This is a genomic window from Mesorhizobium sp. B2-4-12 (assembly GCF_006441575.1).
Taxonomy (GTDB): domain Bacteria; phylum Pseudomonadota; class Alphaproteobacteria; order Rhizobiales; family Rhizobiaceae; genus Mesorhizobium.
Map to the genome: position 1 here is coordinate 18,790 of NZ_VFVC01000044.1, position 17,441 is coordinate 36,230.

Here is a 17,441-nt window from a genome sequence, read left to right on the forward strand (position 1 = left end):
TCTCTAACTCCGGATGGTTCAGTCCTTGGTTTCGGTTTTCAGCGGCCGTGTCATCAGCGCCGTCACGGCCTGGTCTATGGTCACCTTGCCGTCCAGTATGGCGGCGACGGCGGAAATGATCGGCGCGTCGATGCCACGCCCGACGGCGATGCGGGCGGCGATCGCCGCCGTCGGCACGCCCTCGGCCAGCGGCAATCCGGAAAGCGTCTTGCCTTGCCCAAGCGCCAGCCCGTAGGCGAAATTGCGCGATTGCGCCGACGAGCAGGTGAGCAGCAGGTCGCCAAGGCCGGAAAGCCCCATCAAGGTCTCGGGCCTGGCGCCGAAGGCGGCACCGATACGGCGCAGTTCGACGAAGCCGCGCGTCACCATGGCGGCCTGGGCGCTGGCGCCGAGCCCGGCCCCGGTCACCGCGCCGGCGGCAATGGCGAAGACATTCTTCAAGGCGCCGCCGATCTCGACGCCGATCAGGTCGCTGCTCGAATAGCAGCGCAGGTTCTCGGCGGAAAAGCGGGCGGCAAGGTCGGCGGCCAGCATCTCGTCACGGGCGGCGACAACCACCGCTGTCGGCAGGCCACGGGCGACGTCGGTTGCGAAGCTCGGGCCGGACAATGCCGCGACCGGATTTCGCGGCAGGATTTCTTCGACAATTGCCGACAGCAGGGCGCCAGTGTCGCGCTCGATGCCCTTGGCGCAGAGCACAAGCGGGATGCCGTCCGGCATATGGTCTTTCGCCGCCGCCAGCGTCGCTCGCAGCGACTGCGCCGGCGTCACCGCCAGCACGCAATCGGCGCCGGCGAGTGCCGTCTCGATGTCGCTCGTCGCCTCGATGCCGGGCGCGATGGCTATACCGGGTAAATAGCGCGGGTTCTCGCCACGGCCGATCGCGGCGACGGTTTGCGGGTCGCGCGCGTACAGGCGCACCGAATGGCCGGCGCGCAGCATGGCCAGCGCCAGCGCAGTGCCCCAAGCACCGCCGCCGAGCACCGTGACACGCCAGCCACTTTTGGCCGGATTGCCTGCGCCTTCATTGCCCATCTGCTGGCCGCCCATGGCTTCACCGCTCATGCCTTGGCTCCGCGCCGGCCGGAGCCGACCATCGGAGCCGAGATGCTGTCCAGCGGCCAGCGCGAGCGCGGCACGAAATCGAAGCCGTTCTCCTGCGCCAGGCCCTCGCGCAGCCGTTCGATGCCGGCCCAGGCGATCATCGCCGCATTGTCGGTGCACAGCTGCAGCGGCGGCGCGACGAAGGCGAAACCGGCCTCCGCGCAAAGCCGCTGCAGCGTCGCCTTGATCGTGCGGTTGGCCGCGACGCCGCCGGCAACAACTAATGCGGGCTGCTTGGTGCCGGGAAATGTTTCGCCGAACCGCTTCAGTGCGCGAGAAACGCGGTCGGCCAGCGCATCGGCGACCGCCGCCTGGAACGAGGCGCAGATGTCGGCGACATCCTGGTCGCTGAGCGGCTCGATCGCCGTCGCGGCCTGGCGCACGGCGGTTTTCAGCCCGGAGAAGGAAAAGTCGGGCTGCGCCGAGCCCTTCATCGGACGGGGGAAGGCAAAGCGTGTCGCGTCGCCCGATACCGCCGCCTTCTCGACATTCGGCCCACCGGGATAGGGCAGGCCGAGCATCTTGGCCGTCTTGTCGAAGGCTTCGCCGAGCGCATCGTCGATGGTGGTGGCCCAGCGCTGGTAGTCGCCGACACCGCGCACGGCCAGGATCTGCGTGTGGCCGCCGGAGACCAGCAGCAGCAGGTAGGGAAACTCGAGCCCGTCGGTCAGCCGGGCCGTCAAGGCATGGCCTTCGAGGTGATTGACGGCGATCAGCGGCTTGCCTGCCGCTGCGGCGATCGCCTTGGCCGTCATCAGCCCGACGATGAGGCCGCCGACCAGGCCGGGGCCAGCGGTGGCGGCGACCGCATCAATATCGGCAAGCGCCGTGGCCGAATCGGCAAGGGCTGCCTCGATGATGCCGTCCAGCGCCTCGACATGGGCGCGGGCGGCGATCTCGGGCACGACACCGCCAAAGGCGGCATGTTCCTCGATCTGGCTGAGCACCACGTTGGAGAGGATTTTCGGCGCGGCGTCGCCTTCCAGCGCCACGACGCTGGCGGCGGTCTCGTCGCAACTCGTCTCAATGCCCAGAACGCGGATCAATTCGTCGCTGTCTCCAGAGATTGTATGTCCGGGCGTTCCTCGTTAGGAGAGTGCCCGGAAACGCAAAGCCAGCCGGGGGTTATCACGGACCGCGCGCCATGCAAACAATCTTGAAAATCGGAACACGCGGCAGCCCGCTGGCCCTGGCGCAGGCGCATGAGACACAGGCGCGGCTGATGGCAGCGCATGGCCTGCCGGCGGAAGCCTTCGAGGTCGTCGTCATCTCGACCAGCGGCGACCGCATCCAGGACCGGCCACTGTCGGAAGCCGGCGGCAAGGGCCTGTTCACCAAGGAGATCGAGGAGGCGCTGCTCGCCGGCGCGATCGACATCGCCGTGCATTCGTCGAAGGACATGCCGACGCAACTGCCCGAAGGTCTGGAACTCTCCGCCTTCCTGCCGCGCGAGGATGCGCGCGACGCCTTTGTCGGCAAGGCGGCGAGGAGTATCGCAGAGCTGCCGCGCGGCGCGACGGTCGGCTCGTCGTCGCTCAGGCGGCAGGCGCTGATCCGCCGCATGCGGCCGGATTTAGACGTGGTGATGTTCCGCGGCAATGTGCAGACGCGGCTGCGCAAGCTCGATGAAGGCGTCGCCGCAGGCACCATCCTTGCCTATGCCGGGCTGAAGCGGCTCGGCCTCGACCATGTGATCACCGACCTGATGCCGCTCGACATCTTTCCGCCGGCGCCCGGCCAGGGCGCGATCGGCGTCGAGACGCGCATCGGCGACCGCGAGGTCGAGAAGATGCTGCTGGCCATCCATGACGTGCCGACCGGTCAGGCGCTGGCCTGCGAACGCTCTTTCCTGGCGGCGCTCGACGGCTCCTGCCGCACGCCGATCGCCGGCTACGCGGCTATCACGGCCGGAAAACTCTCCTTTTCCGGTCTGATCATTTCGCCCGACGGTACCCAGTCGCACGCGGTCGAGCTGCAGGGGGCAGCGCAGGATGCCGTCCGCATCGGCGAAGAGGCGGCGCGGACGGTGCGGGCCAAGGCCGGCGAAAAGTTCTTCGACGGCTGGCTCTGAAAATGCTTCGCGTCCTGGTGACCAGACCGGAACCGGGCGCATCGCGCACGGCGCGGCGGCTTCAGGATAAAGGTTTTCAGCCGGTTCTCCTGCCCCTGACCGAAACGGTGGCTTTGCCTGGCGATGCCCGGCTGGTTGCAGATGACGCTGTCGCCGTTGCCGTGACCAGCGCCAATGCCGTGCGCCATGCCCCAAAGGAGATGATGGCTGCGCTTGCCGCTCTGCCGTGCCATGCCGTCGGAACGAGGACGGCGGAAGCCGCACGCAAGGCGGGGCTCCTGTCGGTCTTTGAGGGTTCCGGCGATGCCGAGTCGCTTGCCGACGGCATTGTGGCGGCATTTCCCGGCAAAACCGTCGTCTATCTCTGCGGACGCGTGCGGTTTCCAATGTTCGAACAGCGGCTGGAGGCGGCTGGAGTGCGGGTTCGCGCGGTCGAAACGTACGACACGTTCCCGGTGCCGTATTCGGACGCGACCATTCTGGCGCGGCTGTCCGGCGAGCCGGTCGACGCGGTGCTGCTTTATTCGGCCAAGGCGGCTGTCGCGTTGCAGGTGCTGGCCGCAAGATCCGCATTGAAAGGGCTCTTTGAAAAAACAAGGGTTTTCGCGCTTTCCGCGCGCATCGCCGCTGCCTTCGCCGACAGCGCCGGCAAGTCAATTCGCATTGCCGCACGACCCGACGAGGAGGCAATGCTGGCGCTTTTGCCGGAGCGGCCGTGACCCGCGTCATCACACCGCCCCTTTTCACCGCTTGGTGATGTGCTAGACCCTTCTGAACCATCACGCGCCACCAGGCGTTGAGACGAAGCGAATTTTGCGGAGCCCAGGCATGGTCAAGACGCCGAAGATGCGACACTCGAAAAGCCGCCGCGAGCCGGTGACCATCGATCTCGAGCCCGTGTCCCGCATCGTCGACGAGGATGCCGCCAAGGACGCGGCCCAGACCGACGAGGCGAAGGCCGAGGAAGCCGCGAACGCCTCGCAGCCGGAAGCTCCGGAAGAGCCGGTGCATGCTGACCAGACCGATCTCGAACCTTGGGAGCATGCCGACGCCACGGGGCAGGCTGGAGCAGATGCGCCGGCGAATGCGGCGACCAAGGCCGCGGAACCGGAGATGCCTTACCCCGGTTCGGAGGCGCCGCCCGCCAAGCCCTTCGACTACAGCTTTGAGGACGCAAGCACGAAGGCCGGCGAGACCAACGCGGCTGCCGGAAAAACCGAGGCAAGGAGCGAATCGATGGCGGCACAGCCGAAGCGTGGCGGCGTCAACGGCATCGCTGCCGGCATCATCGGGGGTGTCATCGCACTGGTCGGCGCCGGCGGCCTGCAGTTCGCCGGCCTGCTCGGCGCGCCGGGTTCAGGCGCCGGTGTTTCACGCGACGGAGTCAACGGCCAGATCGCCTCGCTGAAGTCTGAAATCGCCGGCATGAAGGAAGCGGGCGGTGGCGACGCCTCGGCCAAGGTTGACGGCCTGTCGGCCGCACTCGATCAGGTCAAGAAGGATGTCGCGACGTTGAAATCGACGGTCGCACAGGGCGGCTCGGGTGACAGCGCCGGGCTTGCCGCACTCGGCGACAAGGTCAAGCAGATCGAAACGGCGGTCGCCGCCCTAGGCAAGGCCGGCAATGCGGCGCCGGTCGATCTCGGCCCGCTCAACGAAAAGCTGGCGGGTCTCGATGCGCTGGTGAAGTCGACCGACGAGGCGGCGAAGGCGCAGGAAGGCCGGCTCGCCGCGCTGGAGCAGTCGGTGTCGCAGCTTTCCGGCAAGGTCGAGGCGCAGGCGGGACAGCCGAAGATCGCGCTCGCCATCGCCGCCTCGGCGCTGAAGGCAGCGCTCGACCGTGGCGCGCCGTTCGCGACCGAACTCGATACGCTGGCCGCGATTTCGCCCAATGCGTCGCAACTGGCGACCTTGCGGCCCTATGCCGAAAAGGGGGTTCCGACCCGCACCGAGATCGCCTCGCAGATGGACGCCGCCGCCAATGCCATGGTCGCCGCCGCGACGCCTGTCGACCAGAACGCCGGCTTTTTGCAGAGCCTGATGTCGAGCGCCGAATCGCTGGTCAAGGTCCGGCCGATCGGCGCCGTCCAAGGTCCCGGCGCGCCGGAAACCGTGGCGCGCATGGAAGTGGCGGTCAAGCAGGGCGACTATGCCAAGGCGCTCAGCGAATACGACGCACTGCCGGAAGCCGCGAAGGCCGCCGGCGCCGGCTTTGCCGGCAAACTGAAGGCGCGCATCGAGGTCGAAACCCAGGTCGACACGCTGATCTCCGGCGCGATGAAGGCATGAGGGCAACACGATGATCCGCCTGCTCGCCTTCCTCATCGTCGTTTTCGCGCTTGGGCTGGGCTTCGCCTGGCTTGCCGACCGGCCGGGCGACATGGTCGTCACCTTCAACGGCTATCAGTACCAGGTCAGCCTGATGGTGGCGGCGGTGGCCGTCGTCGCTGTCGTCGCCGCGATGATGATCCTGTGGTGGCTGATCAGGTCGCTGTGGAACAGCCCTTACACCATCTCGCGCTATTTCCGCGTGCGCCGCCGCGACCGTGGCTATCAGGCGCTGTCGACCGGCATGATCGCCGCCGGCGCCGGCGACGGCGCGCTGGCCCGCAAGAAGACCAAGGAAGCGGCCAAGCTGATCCGCTCCGACCAGGAACCGTTGATCCATCTGCTCGAGGCACAGGCGTCGCTGCTCGAAGGCGACCATGAAGGCGCGCGGCAGAAATTCGAGAGCATGCTCGACGATCCCGAAATGCGGCTGCTCGGCCTGCGTGGGCTTTATCTGGAAGCTGAACGCCTGGGCGACCGCAACGCCGCCCGGCACTATGCCGGCCGTGCCGCGGTGATGGCGCCGCAACTGGCCTGGGCGGCCGAATCGACGCTGGAGGAGCTGACCGCGCGCGGCGACTGGGACGGCGCCCTGAAGCTGGTCGAGGCGCAGAAGTCGACGCGGCAGATCGAACGCGACGCCGCCGCCCGCCGCCGCGCCGTGCTGTTGACCGCCAAGGCGCAATCGCTTGCCGACAGCGATCCCGCCGCCGCCAGGACAGCGGCAATCGAGGCCAACAGACTGCGGCCGGATTTCGCGCCTGCCGCCGTCGCCGCCGCCGCCGCGCTGTTCAAGCAGAACGACGTGCGCAAGGGATCGAAGATCCTGGAAACGGCCTGGCGGACCGAGCCGCATCCCGAGATCGCCGAGCTCTACACCCATGCGCGGCCGGGTGACGCCGTGCTCGACCGGCTCAACCGGGCCAAGAAACTGCAGGAGATGAAGAGGAACCACGCCGAATCGTCGATGACTGTGGCGCGCGCGGCACTCGATGCGCAGGATTTCGCCACCGCCCGCCGCGAGGCCGAGGCCGCGATCCGGATGGACCGGCGCGAGGGCGCGTATCTGCTCCTCGCCGATATCGAGGAAGCCGAGACCGGTGACCAGGGCAAGGTCAGGCAGCTGCTCTCCAAGGCAGTGCGGGCGCCGCGCGACCCGGCCTGGGTGGCGGATGGCGTGGTTTCGGAACGTTGGGCGCCGGTATCGCCCATCACCGGCCGGCTCGACGCCTTCGAGTGGCGCGCCCCGATGGAGCGCCTCGGCCAGCTGATCGACAGCCACGACGACGCGCCGGATGGAGCGGTCGCGGCAATCGAGGCGCCAGCCAAACCGGTGCCGGAAAAGCCGATCGACGTCATCGATCATGTCGCCCAGGCCAACGAGGCGACAAGCAAGGAAACCGAAAGCCGCGACGACCATGTCACCCCTGTCACCGCCGCGGCGTTCGCGGCGGTGCCGGCCGGTGCCGAGGCCGTCGAGCCGGCGGAAGAGCTGACGCGGTTGCCGGACGATCCGGGCGTCGATCCGGACGACGAGGCGGGAAAGTCACCGCGCCGCTTCCGGCTGTTTTGATCTGGGCCAGTCGTCTGGCCGTTTGGGAATGGATTGATGTTCGAGCGCGTGCTGTCGTTTCTCAGGGAATTGCCGACCGGCGCCGGGATCCGCCCGAGCGCGGATGATCCGCGCGTCGCCGCATCGGCACTGCTCTATCATGTGATGAATGCCGACGGCGTGCGCCAGGATGTCGAATGGGAGCGCTTCAAGGCGGTGCTGGCGCAGACCTATTCGATCAGCGGCGCCGAACTCGAAGCGCTCGCCGCCGCCGGCGAACGCGCCGACAATGAGGCAATCGACCTCTATGCCTTCACCAGCGTGCTCAAGCGGCATCTCGACGCCGAGGGACGCAAGGCGTTCATCGGCCTGATGTGGGAGATCGTCTATGCCGATGGCGAACTGCACGAGCTCGAGGACAATACGGTCTGGCGCGTCGCCGAGCTGATCGGCGTCGAGCGCCACGACCGGATCGAGACGCGCCGCAAGGCGGCGGCGCAGGCGCCGGGCGCCCGTGGGACATCGAGCGACGAATAGACGGGAATTCGCCTGCCGATGCCGCGCACAACGAGGTCGAATCCAAAAATCCTGATCGTGCTGCATCAGGAGAATTCGAGCCCCGGACGCGTCGGCCATATGCTGCTCGAAGAGGGCTTTGACCTCGACATCCGCCGCCCGCCGCTGGGCGATGTTCTGCCGGAAACACTGGACCATCATGCCGGCACCGTGGTGTTCGGCGGGCCGATGAGCGCCAATGACGAGGACGAGTTCGTCCGCCGCGAAACCAGTTGGCTCGAAGTTCCGCTCCGGGAAAACCGGCCGCTGCTGGGCATCTGCCTTGGCGCGCAGATGCTGGTCAATCATCTCGGCGGCAAGGTCGAGGGTCACGGCGAAGGGCTGGTCGAGATCGGCTGGTATCCGCTCACGGCCACCGAGGCTGGCAAGAAGCTGATGCACTGGCCCGAAATGGTCTACCAGTTCCATCGCGAAGGTTTTTCGCTGCCCAGGGACGCGACCTTGCTGGCGACGGCGGAAACCTATCCCAACCAGGCCTTCCGCTACGGCGACAATGCCTGGGGCATCCAGTTCCACGGCGAACTCACAAGGGTGATGATGCAGCGCTGGGTGGTGCGCGGCGCGCACCGCTTCGAGCTGCCAGGCGCGCAGCCCGGCCGCGATCATCTCGGCGGCCGGCTGATCTGGGACATGCATTTGAAGCGCTGGCTGGATGAGTTCCTGCGCATGGTCTTCGGCAGACCGGCGGTGCCGTAGGATTACGGCGTTGCGCGTCAGTTGCGGCCGTTGAGGTGACGAACCTTGCGCAGCTGAGGGAACAGGTAAGCCCACAGGCCGGCTACCGCGATGGCGCCGACGCCGCCGATCACGACTGCCGGAACGGTGCCGATCAGCGCCGCCATGGTGCCGGCGCGGAATTCGCCGAGCTCGTTGGAAGCGCCGACGAAAACCTGGTTGACGGCGTTGACGCGCCCGCGCACCGCGTCCGGGGTCCATAGCTGGATCAGCGTCTCCCGGATGTAGACGCTGAACATGTCGGTGGCGCCGAGGAAGGCAAGCGCCACGATCGACAGCGATGTGAGGGTCGACAGACCAAACAGCACGGTGAAGGCGCCGAACGCCGCCACGAAGCCGAGCATGATCTTGCCGGCATGGTTGCGGATCGGGTGCCCGGCCAGCCACACCGCGACGCAAATGGCCCCAATGCCTGGCGCGGAACGCAGCAAGCCGAGCCCCCAGGGGCCAAGTTCCAGAATGTCGCGGGCATAGACCGGCAGCAGCGCCGAGGCGCCGGACAGAAGCACGGCAAAAAGGTCGAGCGAGATGGCGCCGAGCACGATCTTCTCGCCCCATATATAACGGAAGCCGGCAAACAATGTCTGCATGGTGGGCTTGTCGGTCGACGTCTGCTGGGCGGGCTTCGGGATGGTGAAGATGAGCAACGCCGCAGCGAGCATCAGGATCGCCGCTGTGGCATAAGCCACTTCGGCCGAGACGCCATAGAGCAGGCCGCCGGCAACCGGACCGATGATGGTCGCCGTCTGCCAGGCGGACGAATTCCAGGCGATCGCGTTGGCGAAATCCTCCTGCGGCACGAGATTGGCGAACAGCGACGACGATGCCGGCCCGTAGAAGGCGCGGGCAATTCCGAACACGACGAGCACGGCGAAGATCGGCAACGGGCTGGTAAGGACGTTCAGCGTCAGGAACAGCAGAGCCAATGCGCAGCCAGCCTCGATCAGCGTCGACAGCGTCATGATCAGCCGACGGCCGAAGCGGTCGGCAACGACGCCGGTGACCAGCACCAAAAGCAGTGACGGCAGGAACTGGACAATGCCGACGATGCCGAGGTCGAATGGATCGCGCGTCAGGTCATAAATCTGCCAGCCAACGGCGACCGACACGATCATGGTCGCGAAGGTGGTGAGGAAGCGTGCCGTCCAGTAGCTGAGGAACGGACGGTGCCGAAACGCGGCGTAGCGCTGGTCCGGCGAAGTTTGTGCGGCAGTCATGAATAGAGCCCCATTGCGATGGCACTGGAGCGACGTGCATCCAATCGAACGCACAAAGTACGCTCCAGCACTGTTGGTTCCCGCATCGTGCTTTTCCGAAAATCGGAACAGATTTTCGCGCCGATGCGATGCCGGCGGGGCACTTGCACGACGGGCGCTGGTCCGACCAATGGAACTTTTAGCAAAGTTCGCAGCGGGATGTGCGTTAAAATCAATCCCGGATCAAGGATTTTCCGGCCTGTCCGGCGGATCGCACGTCATGTTCATCCACGCAAGGCAGCCGAAATGGCATCGAGCCCGCCTCGCAGCTCCGCCTCCGCGGGCCAGCCGAAGCCGACGCGGAAGAAGCGCTTCGGCATCTCGAACCAATGGCCTGATCCGACATAGGTGCCGTGGCTTTCCAGCAGCTTCGCATAGAATCGGTCGAGGTCGAAGTCGGGCTCGACATTGAGGCGCGGGAAGCCGACGCCGCCGCCCTCTGGCCGCACCCAGTCGACCAGCGGTTCGCGGTCGATCCAGACCTGGACGATGTCGCGCCGCTTCGCCATTTCGGGCAGCAGCGTCGCCAGGAAGGTATCGCGCCGCTCCAGCATGCCACGCGCAATGGCTTCGTCGATGACGCTGCCGCAGATGCCGATCTGCTCCTTGGCGGCGAGGAACGTCTCCTGAAGTGCCGCATCCCTGGTGACCAGCCAGCAGATGCGGATGCCGGGAATGCCGAAGGCCTTCGACAGCGACGAGACGCTGATGGCGCGCGGGCTGAGCGAGGCCGCCGAAGGCAGCCTCGTGCCATAGGACAAATCGCGATAAGTCTCGTCGACCAGCAGATGGCAGGCGCTGGCGTCGGCGAGCGCCACCAGCGCATCGAGATCGGCGCGCGACATCATCGTGCCGGTCGGGTTGTGCGGGCAGGTGACGCTGATCAGCCTGGTGTCCGGCCGTATCGCCGCCTTGATGGCCTCGACATCGATGGCAAAGCCGTCCTCGAAGGCCAGATCGACAAAGCTGATGGCGCAGCCGATCGCCCGTGGGGTTTCGATGTTGGTGGCATAGTTGGGCCTGATGACGACGAGGTGGTCGCTCGCCGACAAAAGCGAAGTCGAGATGATGAAGAGCGCCCCGGCGGCCCCGGCGGTGACCAGCACGTCATCGGGCGAAATGCCGGCATCTTGCGCCGCGATCAGCGCACGCAATTCCTTGTCGCCGCGATGCTCGCCATAAAAGAGCGTCAGGTCAGGCAGCGACAGGCCGATGTCGGAGAGCTTCTGGTCGGCGATCGAGCTTTCGGAGAGATTGTAGCGGATACGGTCATAGCCGTACTCCTCCGGCGCTTCCTTCTCGATCACCATCCTGGTGTAGTTCATGGCTTCCCCCAGATCATCTTGTCTGGTCTATCCAAGCCACAAAAACAGGAAGCCTGCCAAGGCGGTTTCGCCGGCAGGCTTCTGTTCCGGTCTTCCTAAATATCGGCTCAGCGCTGAATTGCTCAGGCCGAAACCTTGGCCTTCCGGCCCTTGGCCTTGGCGGGTGCCGGCGCGGCTGCCTTGCGACCGAGGCCGATCGACTTCGCCAATTGCGAGCGCGAGGCCGCGTAGTTGGGAGCGACCATCGGATAGTCCGCCGGCAGGCCCCATTTGGCGCGATAGGCATCCGGCGTCAGGCCGAAATGAACGCCCAGATGACGCTTCAACGATTTGAACTTCTTGCCGTCTTCAAGGCAGATGATGAAATCCGGCGTCACCGACTTCTTGGGATTGACCGCTGGAACCAGCGGCGCGGCCACCGGAACGGCCGGCTTGCCGAGCCCGCCGATCGAGGTGGCGACGCTGGCGATGAGGTCGGCCAGGCCGGAGGCGGGCAGGCGATTCTTCTCGACGTAAGCGGACACGATATGGGTGGTGAGCTCGAGAAGGTCGATGTCCTTGCGAGCGTCGTTGCTATCGTCGTTCAATCTTTCCTCCGTCTATGGCGCACGGCCTCGAAAATCGGGATCGGTTTCGAAAGGACGAGGCACGGAATCAAAAATGCCGAATCGTCTTTGGTGTATCCGTGGGAGCACGCCGGCAGTACGGCGGAATTCCTAGTCGGCAAATCTGCCCAAGGCAATGATTTAGCGCGGCATCACACGTTATTTTGAACGACTATACTAAACTGTAATAATATCAGACGATCAAGGCCTTGTCTCGCCATAGACGAAAGCCGCCTTCGAAGGCCCGTGTGTTGTCGCCGCGCCTGCTGTTGGCGGGCAGTTGGTCGAGCTTGTCGACATTGCCGCCACCGATGACGATATAGTCGGGCTGCATGGCGGCGCGGAGCCGGTCGACGATATCGAAGACGTAGCCGCGCCACTTCTTCTTGCCGCGCTTTTGCAGGCCGCGCTCGCCGATATAGTCCTCGAAACTGCCGCCTTTCCTGTAGGGAAGATGAGCGAGTTCCATCGGCTGGGCGACGTTGTCGAGGATCATCGCCGCACCAAGGCCTGTCCCGAGACCGAGAAACAGCATCCGGCCGCCCTCATAGCTGCCGATGGCCTGCATCAGCGCGTCGTTGACCATCTTGACCGGCTTGCCGAACTGCGCGGCGAAGTCGAAGCCGGTCCAGCCCTTGCCGAGATTCATGGGATCACGCGTCGGCTTGTCGTGACGGACCGGGCCGGGATAGCCCATCGATACCACGTCGTAGGACAGGCCCTCGGCCAGCTTTCTCACCGTTTCGATCATCTGCCGTGGCGTCAGGCCCGGGCCGGAATCGGCCCGGCGCTCCGCACCACCGGCGCTGGTCAGGATCTTGACATGCGAGCCGCCGATGTCGATCGCCAGCACGACCCTGTCCGTGCCCGATGCTGGTTGCTTCACCGCCTTGCCCATCCGTGTCCGCTCCACTCACGCCACCGGGTCGATCCAGCCATTGGGCGGCCCGAAGCCGGCCATGGCGTCCGCCGGCCCCCAGGTCTTCGGCTCGTAAAGATGCGGCGGCGTGGTGTCGCCCAGCACCGGACCGACGATGCGCCAGGCAAGCTCGGCCGCGTCCTGGCGGGTGAAGAGCTGGCCGTTGCCGTTCATGGCGTCGCCGATCAGCCGTTCGTAGGGAGGCATGTCGCCCTTGCTGTCGTCGAGCGCCGTCAACTCGACCTGCTCGCCGATCATGTCGTCGCCGGAAGCCTTGCGCTGGGCGCCGATGGCGATCATCACCTGCGGGTCGATGCGGAAGCGCACGTAATTCTGGTCGGCGGGCTTGATCGGATCGAAAACGTCGAGCGGCGGCCGCTTCAGCCGCACCACCACCTCGGTGACATGCACCGGCATGTTCTTGCCGGCGCGGATGAAGAACGGCACGTCCTGCCAGCGCCAGGTGTCGACGAAGAAGCGCACCGCCGCGAAGGTTTCGACCGGCGAGTTCGGCTTGACGCCGGGCTCGGCAAGATAACCCTTGAACTGGCCGCGCACGACATCGTCCCTGGTCAAGGTCCGGATCGCCCGCAGCACCTGCACTTTCTCGTCGATGAGGTCGTCGGCGGAGCGGCCGACCGGCGGCTCCATGGCCAACAGCAGCAGGATGTTGAGCAGATGGTTCTCGATCACGTCGCGGATGGCACCGACATCGTCATAGAAGCGGCCCCGCCCCTCGATGCCGAAATCCTCGGCCATGGTGATCTGCACGCTCTCGACGAAATTTCGGTTCCAGATCGGCTCGAGCAGGGAATTGGCGAAGCGAAAATAGAGCAGGTTCTGGATCGCTTCCTTGCCGAGATAGTGATCGATGCGGAAGATCGACTGTTCGTCGAATACAAGATGGAGCACCCGGTTCAGCCAGCGCGCCGACTGCAAATCGTGGCCGAACGGCTTTTCCACCATCAGTCGGGCGCCATGTGCGGTGCCGGATTGTTCAAGCCCTTGCACGACAGTCTCGAACATCGTCGGCGGAACGGCCATGTAGTGCAGCGGCCGCTGGGCGCTGCCGAGCGCCGTCTTCAGCTTCTCGAACGTCGCCGGATCGCGATAATCGCCGCTGACATAGCGCAGCAGCGACGCCAGCTTGGCGAACACCCTCTCGTCGACCTTGCCCAGCGTGTTGACGATGCCGTCGCGGGCGCGGTCCTGCAACTGCTTCAAGTCCCAGGCGTCGAAGGCAACGCCGATCACCGGCTCGGTGAGCGTACCCTTGGCGACCATCTGGTAAAGGGCTGGAAATATCTTCTTGTGGGCGAGGTCGCCGGTCGCCCCGAAGAGCACCAGCGTATCGGATCGTTCCTGACTCATGCGTGCGTCTCCCGCTTTGGCGTCACTTGCCTGCCTTCGGCTTCTCGACGTGGCCGCCGAACGCGTAGCGCATGGCCGACAACAGCTTGTCGGCGAATTCGGATTCGCCCTGCGAGGAGAAGCGGTCGAACAGGGCCGAGGACAGAACCGGCGCCGGCACGCCGGTGTCGATCGCCGCCTTCAGTGTCCAGCGGCCTTCGCCGGAATCCGAAACCCGGCCGCCGAACTGCGCCAGCGCCGGGTCGCTCTTCAGCGCGCCGGCGGTGAGGTCGAGCAGCCAGGAGCCGATGACGCTGCCATGCCGCCAGACCTCGGCCACCTGGGGAAGGTCGATGTCGAACTGGTAGTATTGCGGATTTTCCAGCGGGCTGGTCTCGGCGTCCGCCGTGCGCTGCCGCTTGCCGGCATTGGCCGATTTCAGGATGTTCATGCCTTCGGCATAGGCGGCCATGACGCCATATTCGATGCCGTTGTGCACCATCTTGACGAAGTGGCCGGCCCCGCTCGGCCCGCAATGCAGGTAGCCGAAGGGCGCGGTGCCGGTATCCTTGGGCGGATTGGAACCGGCATCGGCGCCCGGCGCCAGCGTGGCAAAGACCGAATCCAGGTGCTGCACCGCCACGTCGGGACCGCCGATCATCAGGCAGTAGCCGCGATCCAGCCCCCAGACACCGCCACTGGTGCCGACATCGACGAGATGGATACCCTTGGGGGCGAGTTTCGCGGCCTGGTCGACGGCGTTGTGATAGTAGGAATTGCCACCGTCGATGACGATGTCGCCGGGCTCCATCAGGGCCGCGACCTGATCGATGACCTTGCCGGTGATCGCTGCCGGCAGCATCAGCCACACACAGCGCGGCTTGGCGAGTTTGCCGACGAATTCCGTCAGGGATGCCGCTCCCAAGGCGCCGTCGGCCACCAGGGCGGCGACGCTGGCCGGGTTGATGTCGTAGACGATGCATTCATGGCCGTCGCGCATCAGGCGCCGGACCATGTTGGCGCCCATCCGGCCCAGTCCCATCATTCCGATCTGCATGGTTTTCGTCCCTGTTTCTTGGAGGATTTGCTGGATTTATCGAGGAAGGGTCTATTGGCTGCCCTGAGCGCCTGACATGACGGAGAAATCGACATTCTCCCAATCGCCGGTCCCGGGCCAGAAAAAAGTGAAGATCAGCATGCTGCCGTTGGGTAGGCTTGCCGTGGGCAGATCGACAAGATGGATGCCGAAAGCATTTTCCGCTGTCTGGCTGTCACGGGCGGTTGCCCAATTGTCGGTGCTCCAGCGGACGGTCGCGGCTGCCAGCAATTCGACGCGCAGCGTCTTGCCGGCGGACAGCGCGCGGATCTTGTTGTTGAAGCGCCAGGTCCGGAACGGCGATACGGTCTCGTCCTCGATGTAGCGCTTCACGCCTTGCGGCGGCATGTCGAAGACCGCCCCGTCGCGTAGCGAGCGCAGAAGCTTGATGTGCTCGGAATGCGCCCAGACCAGGGGCATGGCGCTGCCCGAGGGGCCACCACGCAGCAATTCGCGCTCGGGCAGGTCGGTGCCGTCCCAGACCTGCTCCGGCAACAGGCCGCCTGGCCCGGCCGATCGTTCCATTGCCGCCAGCAGCTCGGCCGCTTTGTCCTTGCGCCTTGCCGCCAGCTCGTAATGGGCGCGTTCGCCGGCCAGAAGCGGCCAGGGGCGGCCCTGTCCGGTGCCGTCGAAGGGCGCGCCATCTTCGTGCTCGCCATAGCCGTCGCTGGTGTAGCGGTACCAGAGCGGCCCTTGCGGCAGCTCGCAGCGCAATCGCGCGTCGATGACCTTGACCGTATCGACGATGCGGGGATCGTCGGCGGCCCTCAGGCCAAAGCGCACCAACGCCAGCGCGTCCGGGCTGACGATTTCCTGGGCGGGCCTGTCGGTGTCGCCTGGCGGCCGGTTCTTGATTGGCACATAGCCGTCCTTCGGCGAACCGGCATCGGCGCTGTCGGGCGGTGCGATGCGGACGTAGTAGCCTTCGACGCCGACCGCCTTGCAGATGCCCGTGGCGGTGACATAGGTCCAGCGCTCGACCTGGTCGTTCCAGCCATCGGCGGTCTCGCGCAGATAGGCGGCGGCCGCCTTCTCGCCGCAGGCGTCGACCAGGTCGGCGCCGGCAAGCAGGGCGGCGATCTCGACGGCCAGTGTGAACGGGCTGTAGCCGGCGTCCTCTTCCCAGCGATCCTCGCCAGTGACCGGTCCGTTGCGCACGACGTAAGCGGCGGCGCTTTCGATCATCGGCAGGAAGGTTTTCAGCCTGGCGCGCGGCAAGTGGCCGGCGCGATGCAAGGCGTCGGCGAGCAGCAGCGGAAAGGCGCATTCATCCATCTGGATGCCGGGCCAGTAGGCCGACCCGTCGAGCCAGGCATTTTGCGGCCAGTGGCCGTCGGGCTGTTGGATGGAGCGGAGATAGCCGAGGATCTGCAACGCCGAAGCGGCATCGCCGGCGGCAAGGAAGCCGCCCGCCGTCTCGACCAGATCGCGCGGCCAGACCAGATGATAGCCGCCAAGATCGTCATCGCCCTTGTTGAAGCCCCAGGGGATGGAGAGGCTGGCGACCGCCGCACCCGGAATGGCGATCGAGCGGTGCGTTGCCAGGACAGCTGTGGAGACGCGATAGCTGTTGACCTCGCCATGCCGGTCCAGCGGCAGCAGTCCCGCCTGCCATTTACGCCACGTCTTGACGCAGGATTTCGCCGCGGGCTCAAAGCCCCGCTTCAGGCTGCCGAAGGCATTTTCGGCGGCCTCTTCGGGTGTTGCGCCAAATCCCAAGGCCAGCACGGCCTTTGTCCTGGCAGCGGTAAAACCGATCTCGCCGGTCAGCGCGACATTGCCGTCCTCGGCGCGCTGGCAGGCCGGATCGAGTGCGCCGGTGTTGTGAAGCTGCTCCCAGCCATCGGAGAAGCCGACATAGCCGGCCGAACAGTCTCGCCACGACAGCGACGAGGCCAGCGCCAGGCTGGTGCCACGTCCCGTGGCGAACAGCACGGGCTTCCCCTCATGGTCGCCGACCCAAGCGGTGTTGCCCATGCCGGCATTGACCAGATGCGGCGCCAGGAGGACGTAGACCCGGTAGTCGGCGACAGCGCCCTTGAGCGGGATGAAAGTGATCTCCTGCAGCAAGGTCGGGCGGGCCGGATCGGCAAGGATGCGCTTCTCGATGCGGCAGGCGCCGTCACTAGCCGTGTTGACCAGCCTGTAGGCCGGCACGCCGGCCTCGAACGGTTCGATGGCGTGCGTGGCGTCGCGCTTTTCTTCACAGAAATAGCCGCCGGGGCGAGTGACGATCAGGCCAAGGTCGCGCGTGCAGGCGCTGTCGAGGCGCGGATAGTAGATCTCGTTCAGGACGCCATGGCTGATGGTGAACCAGACTTGGCTGTCCCGGGAAAGCGCCGACCCGACACCGCTCTTGGCGCTGGACGTCCAGCGCGCCGGGATTCCCGGTGCGCCCGGGGGGACGGTCGGCGTCATGCTTTCACCCTCATGCATGCAGGACTAGCCATCCGCCGAAGCCTTTTCAACCGCCGCACCGCAAGTTGATCGCCAGACAGCTACCGATCGCAGTTGACAAGCGCGC

15 protein-coding genes are annotated in these 17,441 nt (G+C 65.9%); 6 read left to right on the plus strand and 9 right to left on the minus strand.

The annotated features are described in order from the left end of the window. Positions 1-18: 18 nt before the first annotated feature. On the minus strand, positions 19-1,035 hold the full coding sequence (locus tag FJ934_RS22320; protein WP_140612538.1) for an NAD(P)H-dependent glycerol-3-phosphate dehydrogenase: 1,017 nt from the start codon (positions 1,033-1,035) through the stop codon (positions 19-21). 26 nt (positions 1,036-1,061) lie between these two features. After that, complete coding sequence (tsaD, locus tag FJ934_RS22325) at positions 1,062-2,147, minus strand: tRNA (adenosine(37)-N6)-threonylcarbamoyltransferase complex transferase subunit TsaD (RefSeq protein ID WP_181165728.1); 1,086 nt, start codon at positions 2,145-2,147, stop codon at positions 1,062-1,064. Positions 2,148-2,248: 101 nt separating this feature from the next. On the opposite strand from tsaD, the gene hemC reads away from it, so the two are divergent. The 6 genes from hemC (at position 2,249) to FJ934_RS22355 (ending at position 8,327) form a co-directional block, all read left to right on the plus strand. Beyond that, complete coding sequence (gene hemC, locus FJ934_RS22330) at positions 2,249-3,175, plus strand: hydroxymethylbilane synthase (protein ID WP_140612497.1); 927 nt, start codon at positions 2,249-2,251, stop codon at positions 3,173-3,175. A gap of 2 nt (positions 3,176-3,177) precedes the next feature. Next, positions 3,178-3,894, plus strand: coding sequence for a uroporphyrinogen-III synthase (locus FJ934_RS22335; protein WP_140612499.1), 717 nt, complete (start codon positions 3,178-3,180; stop codon positions 3,892-3,894). A 109-nt stretch (positions 3,895-4,003) separates the two neighbouring features. Beyond that, positions 4,004-5,464, plus strand: a complete 1,461-nt coding sequence (locus tag FJ934_RS22340) for a COG4223 family protein (RefSeq protein ID WP_140612501.1) — start codon at positions 4,004-4,006, stop codon at positions 5,462-5,464. A gap of 10 nt (positions 5,465-5,474) precedes the next feature. Further along, the gene (locus FJ934_RS22345; RefSeq protein WP_140612503.1) at positions 5,475-7,076 is read left to right on the plus strand and encodes a heme biosynthesis protein HemY; all 1,602 of its coding nucleotides are present in this window, start codon (positions 5,475-5,477) and stop codon (positions 7,074-7,076) included. A 36-nt stretch (positions 7,077-7,112) separates the two neighbouring features. Further along, positions 7,113-7,592, plus strand: a complete 480-nt coding sequence (locus tag FJ934_RS22350) for a TerB family tellurite resistance protein (RefSeq protein WP_140612505.1) — start codon at positions 7,113-7,115, stop codon at positions 7,590-7,592. Positions 7,593-7,610: 18 nt separating this feature from the next. After that, the gene (locus FJ934_RS22355; RefSeq protein WP_140612507.1) at positions 7,611-8,327 is read left to right on the plus strand and encodes a glutamine amidotransferase; all 717 of its coding nucleotides are present in this window, start codon (positions 7,611-7,613) and stop codon (positions 8,325-8,327) included. 17 nt (positions 8,328-8,344) lie between these two features. Here FJ934_RS22355 and FJ934_RS22360 read toward each other — a convergent pair whose 3' ends face one another. From FJ934_RS22360 to FJ934_RS22390, 7 genes are all read right to left on the minus strand, one after another. Continuing rightward, complete coding sequence (locus tag FJ934_RS22360; RefSeq protein WP_140612509.1) at positions 8,345-9,583, minus strand: MFS transporter; 1,239 nt, start codon at positions 9,581-9,583, stop codon at positions 8,345-8,347. A 263-nt stretch (positions 9,584-9,846) separates the two neighbouring features. Then, positions 9,847-10,947: a pyridoxal phosphate-dependent aminotransferase gene (locus tag FJ934_RS22365; protein ID WP_140612511.1), complete on the minus strand. Its 1,101-nt coding sequence runs from the start codon at positions 10,945-10,947 to the stop codon at positions 9,847-9,849. Positions 10,948-11,069: 122 nt separating this feature from the next. Then, positions 11,070-11,534, minus strand: coding sequence for a MucR family transcriptional regulator (locus FJ934_RS22370; protein WP_140612513.1), 465 nt, complete (start codon positions 11,532-11,534; stop codon positions 11,070-11,072). A gap of 211 nt (positions 11,535-11,745) precedes the next feature. Then, the gene (locus FJ934_RS22375) at positions 11,746-12,450 is read right to left on the minus strand and encodes an ROK family protein (RefSeq protein WP_140612540.1); all 705 of its coding nucleotides are present in this window, start codon (positions 12,448-12,450) and stop codon (positions 11,746-11,748) included. 15 nt (positions 12,451-12,465) lie between these two features. Further along, positions 12,466-13,842, minus strand: a complete 1,377-nt coding sequence (gene zwf, locus FJ934_RS22380) for a glucose-6-phosphate dehydrogenase (protein WP_140612515.1) — start codon at positions 13,840-13,842, stop codon at positions 12,466-12,468. A gap of 22 nt (positions 13,843-13,864) precedes the next feature. Beyond that, positions 13,865-14,878, minus strand: a complete 1,014-nt coding sequence (gene gnd, locus FJ934_RS22385; protein WP_140612517.1) for a phosphogluconate dehydrogenase (NAD(+)-dependent, decarboxylating) — start codon at positions 14,876-14,878, stop codon at positions 13,865-13,867. A gap of 51 nt (positions 14,879-14,929) precedes the next feature. Beyond that, the gene (locus FJ934_RS22390) at positions 14,930-17,335 is read right to left on the minus strand and encodes a glucan 1,4-alpha-glucosidase (RefSeq protein ID WP_140612519.1); all 2,406 of its coding nucleotides are present in this window, start codon (positions 17,333-17,335) and stop codon (positions 14,930-14,932) included. Between the last annotated feature and the right edge of the window lie 106 nt (positions 17,336-17,441).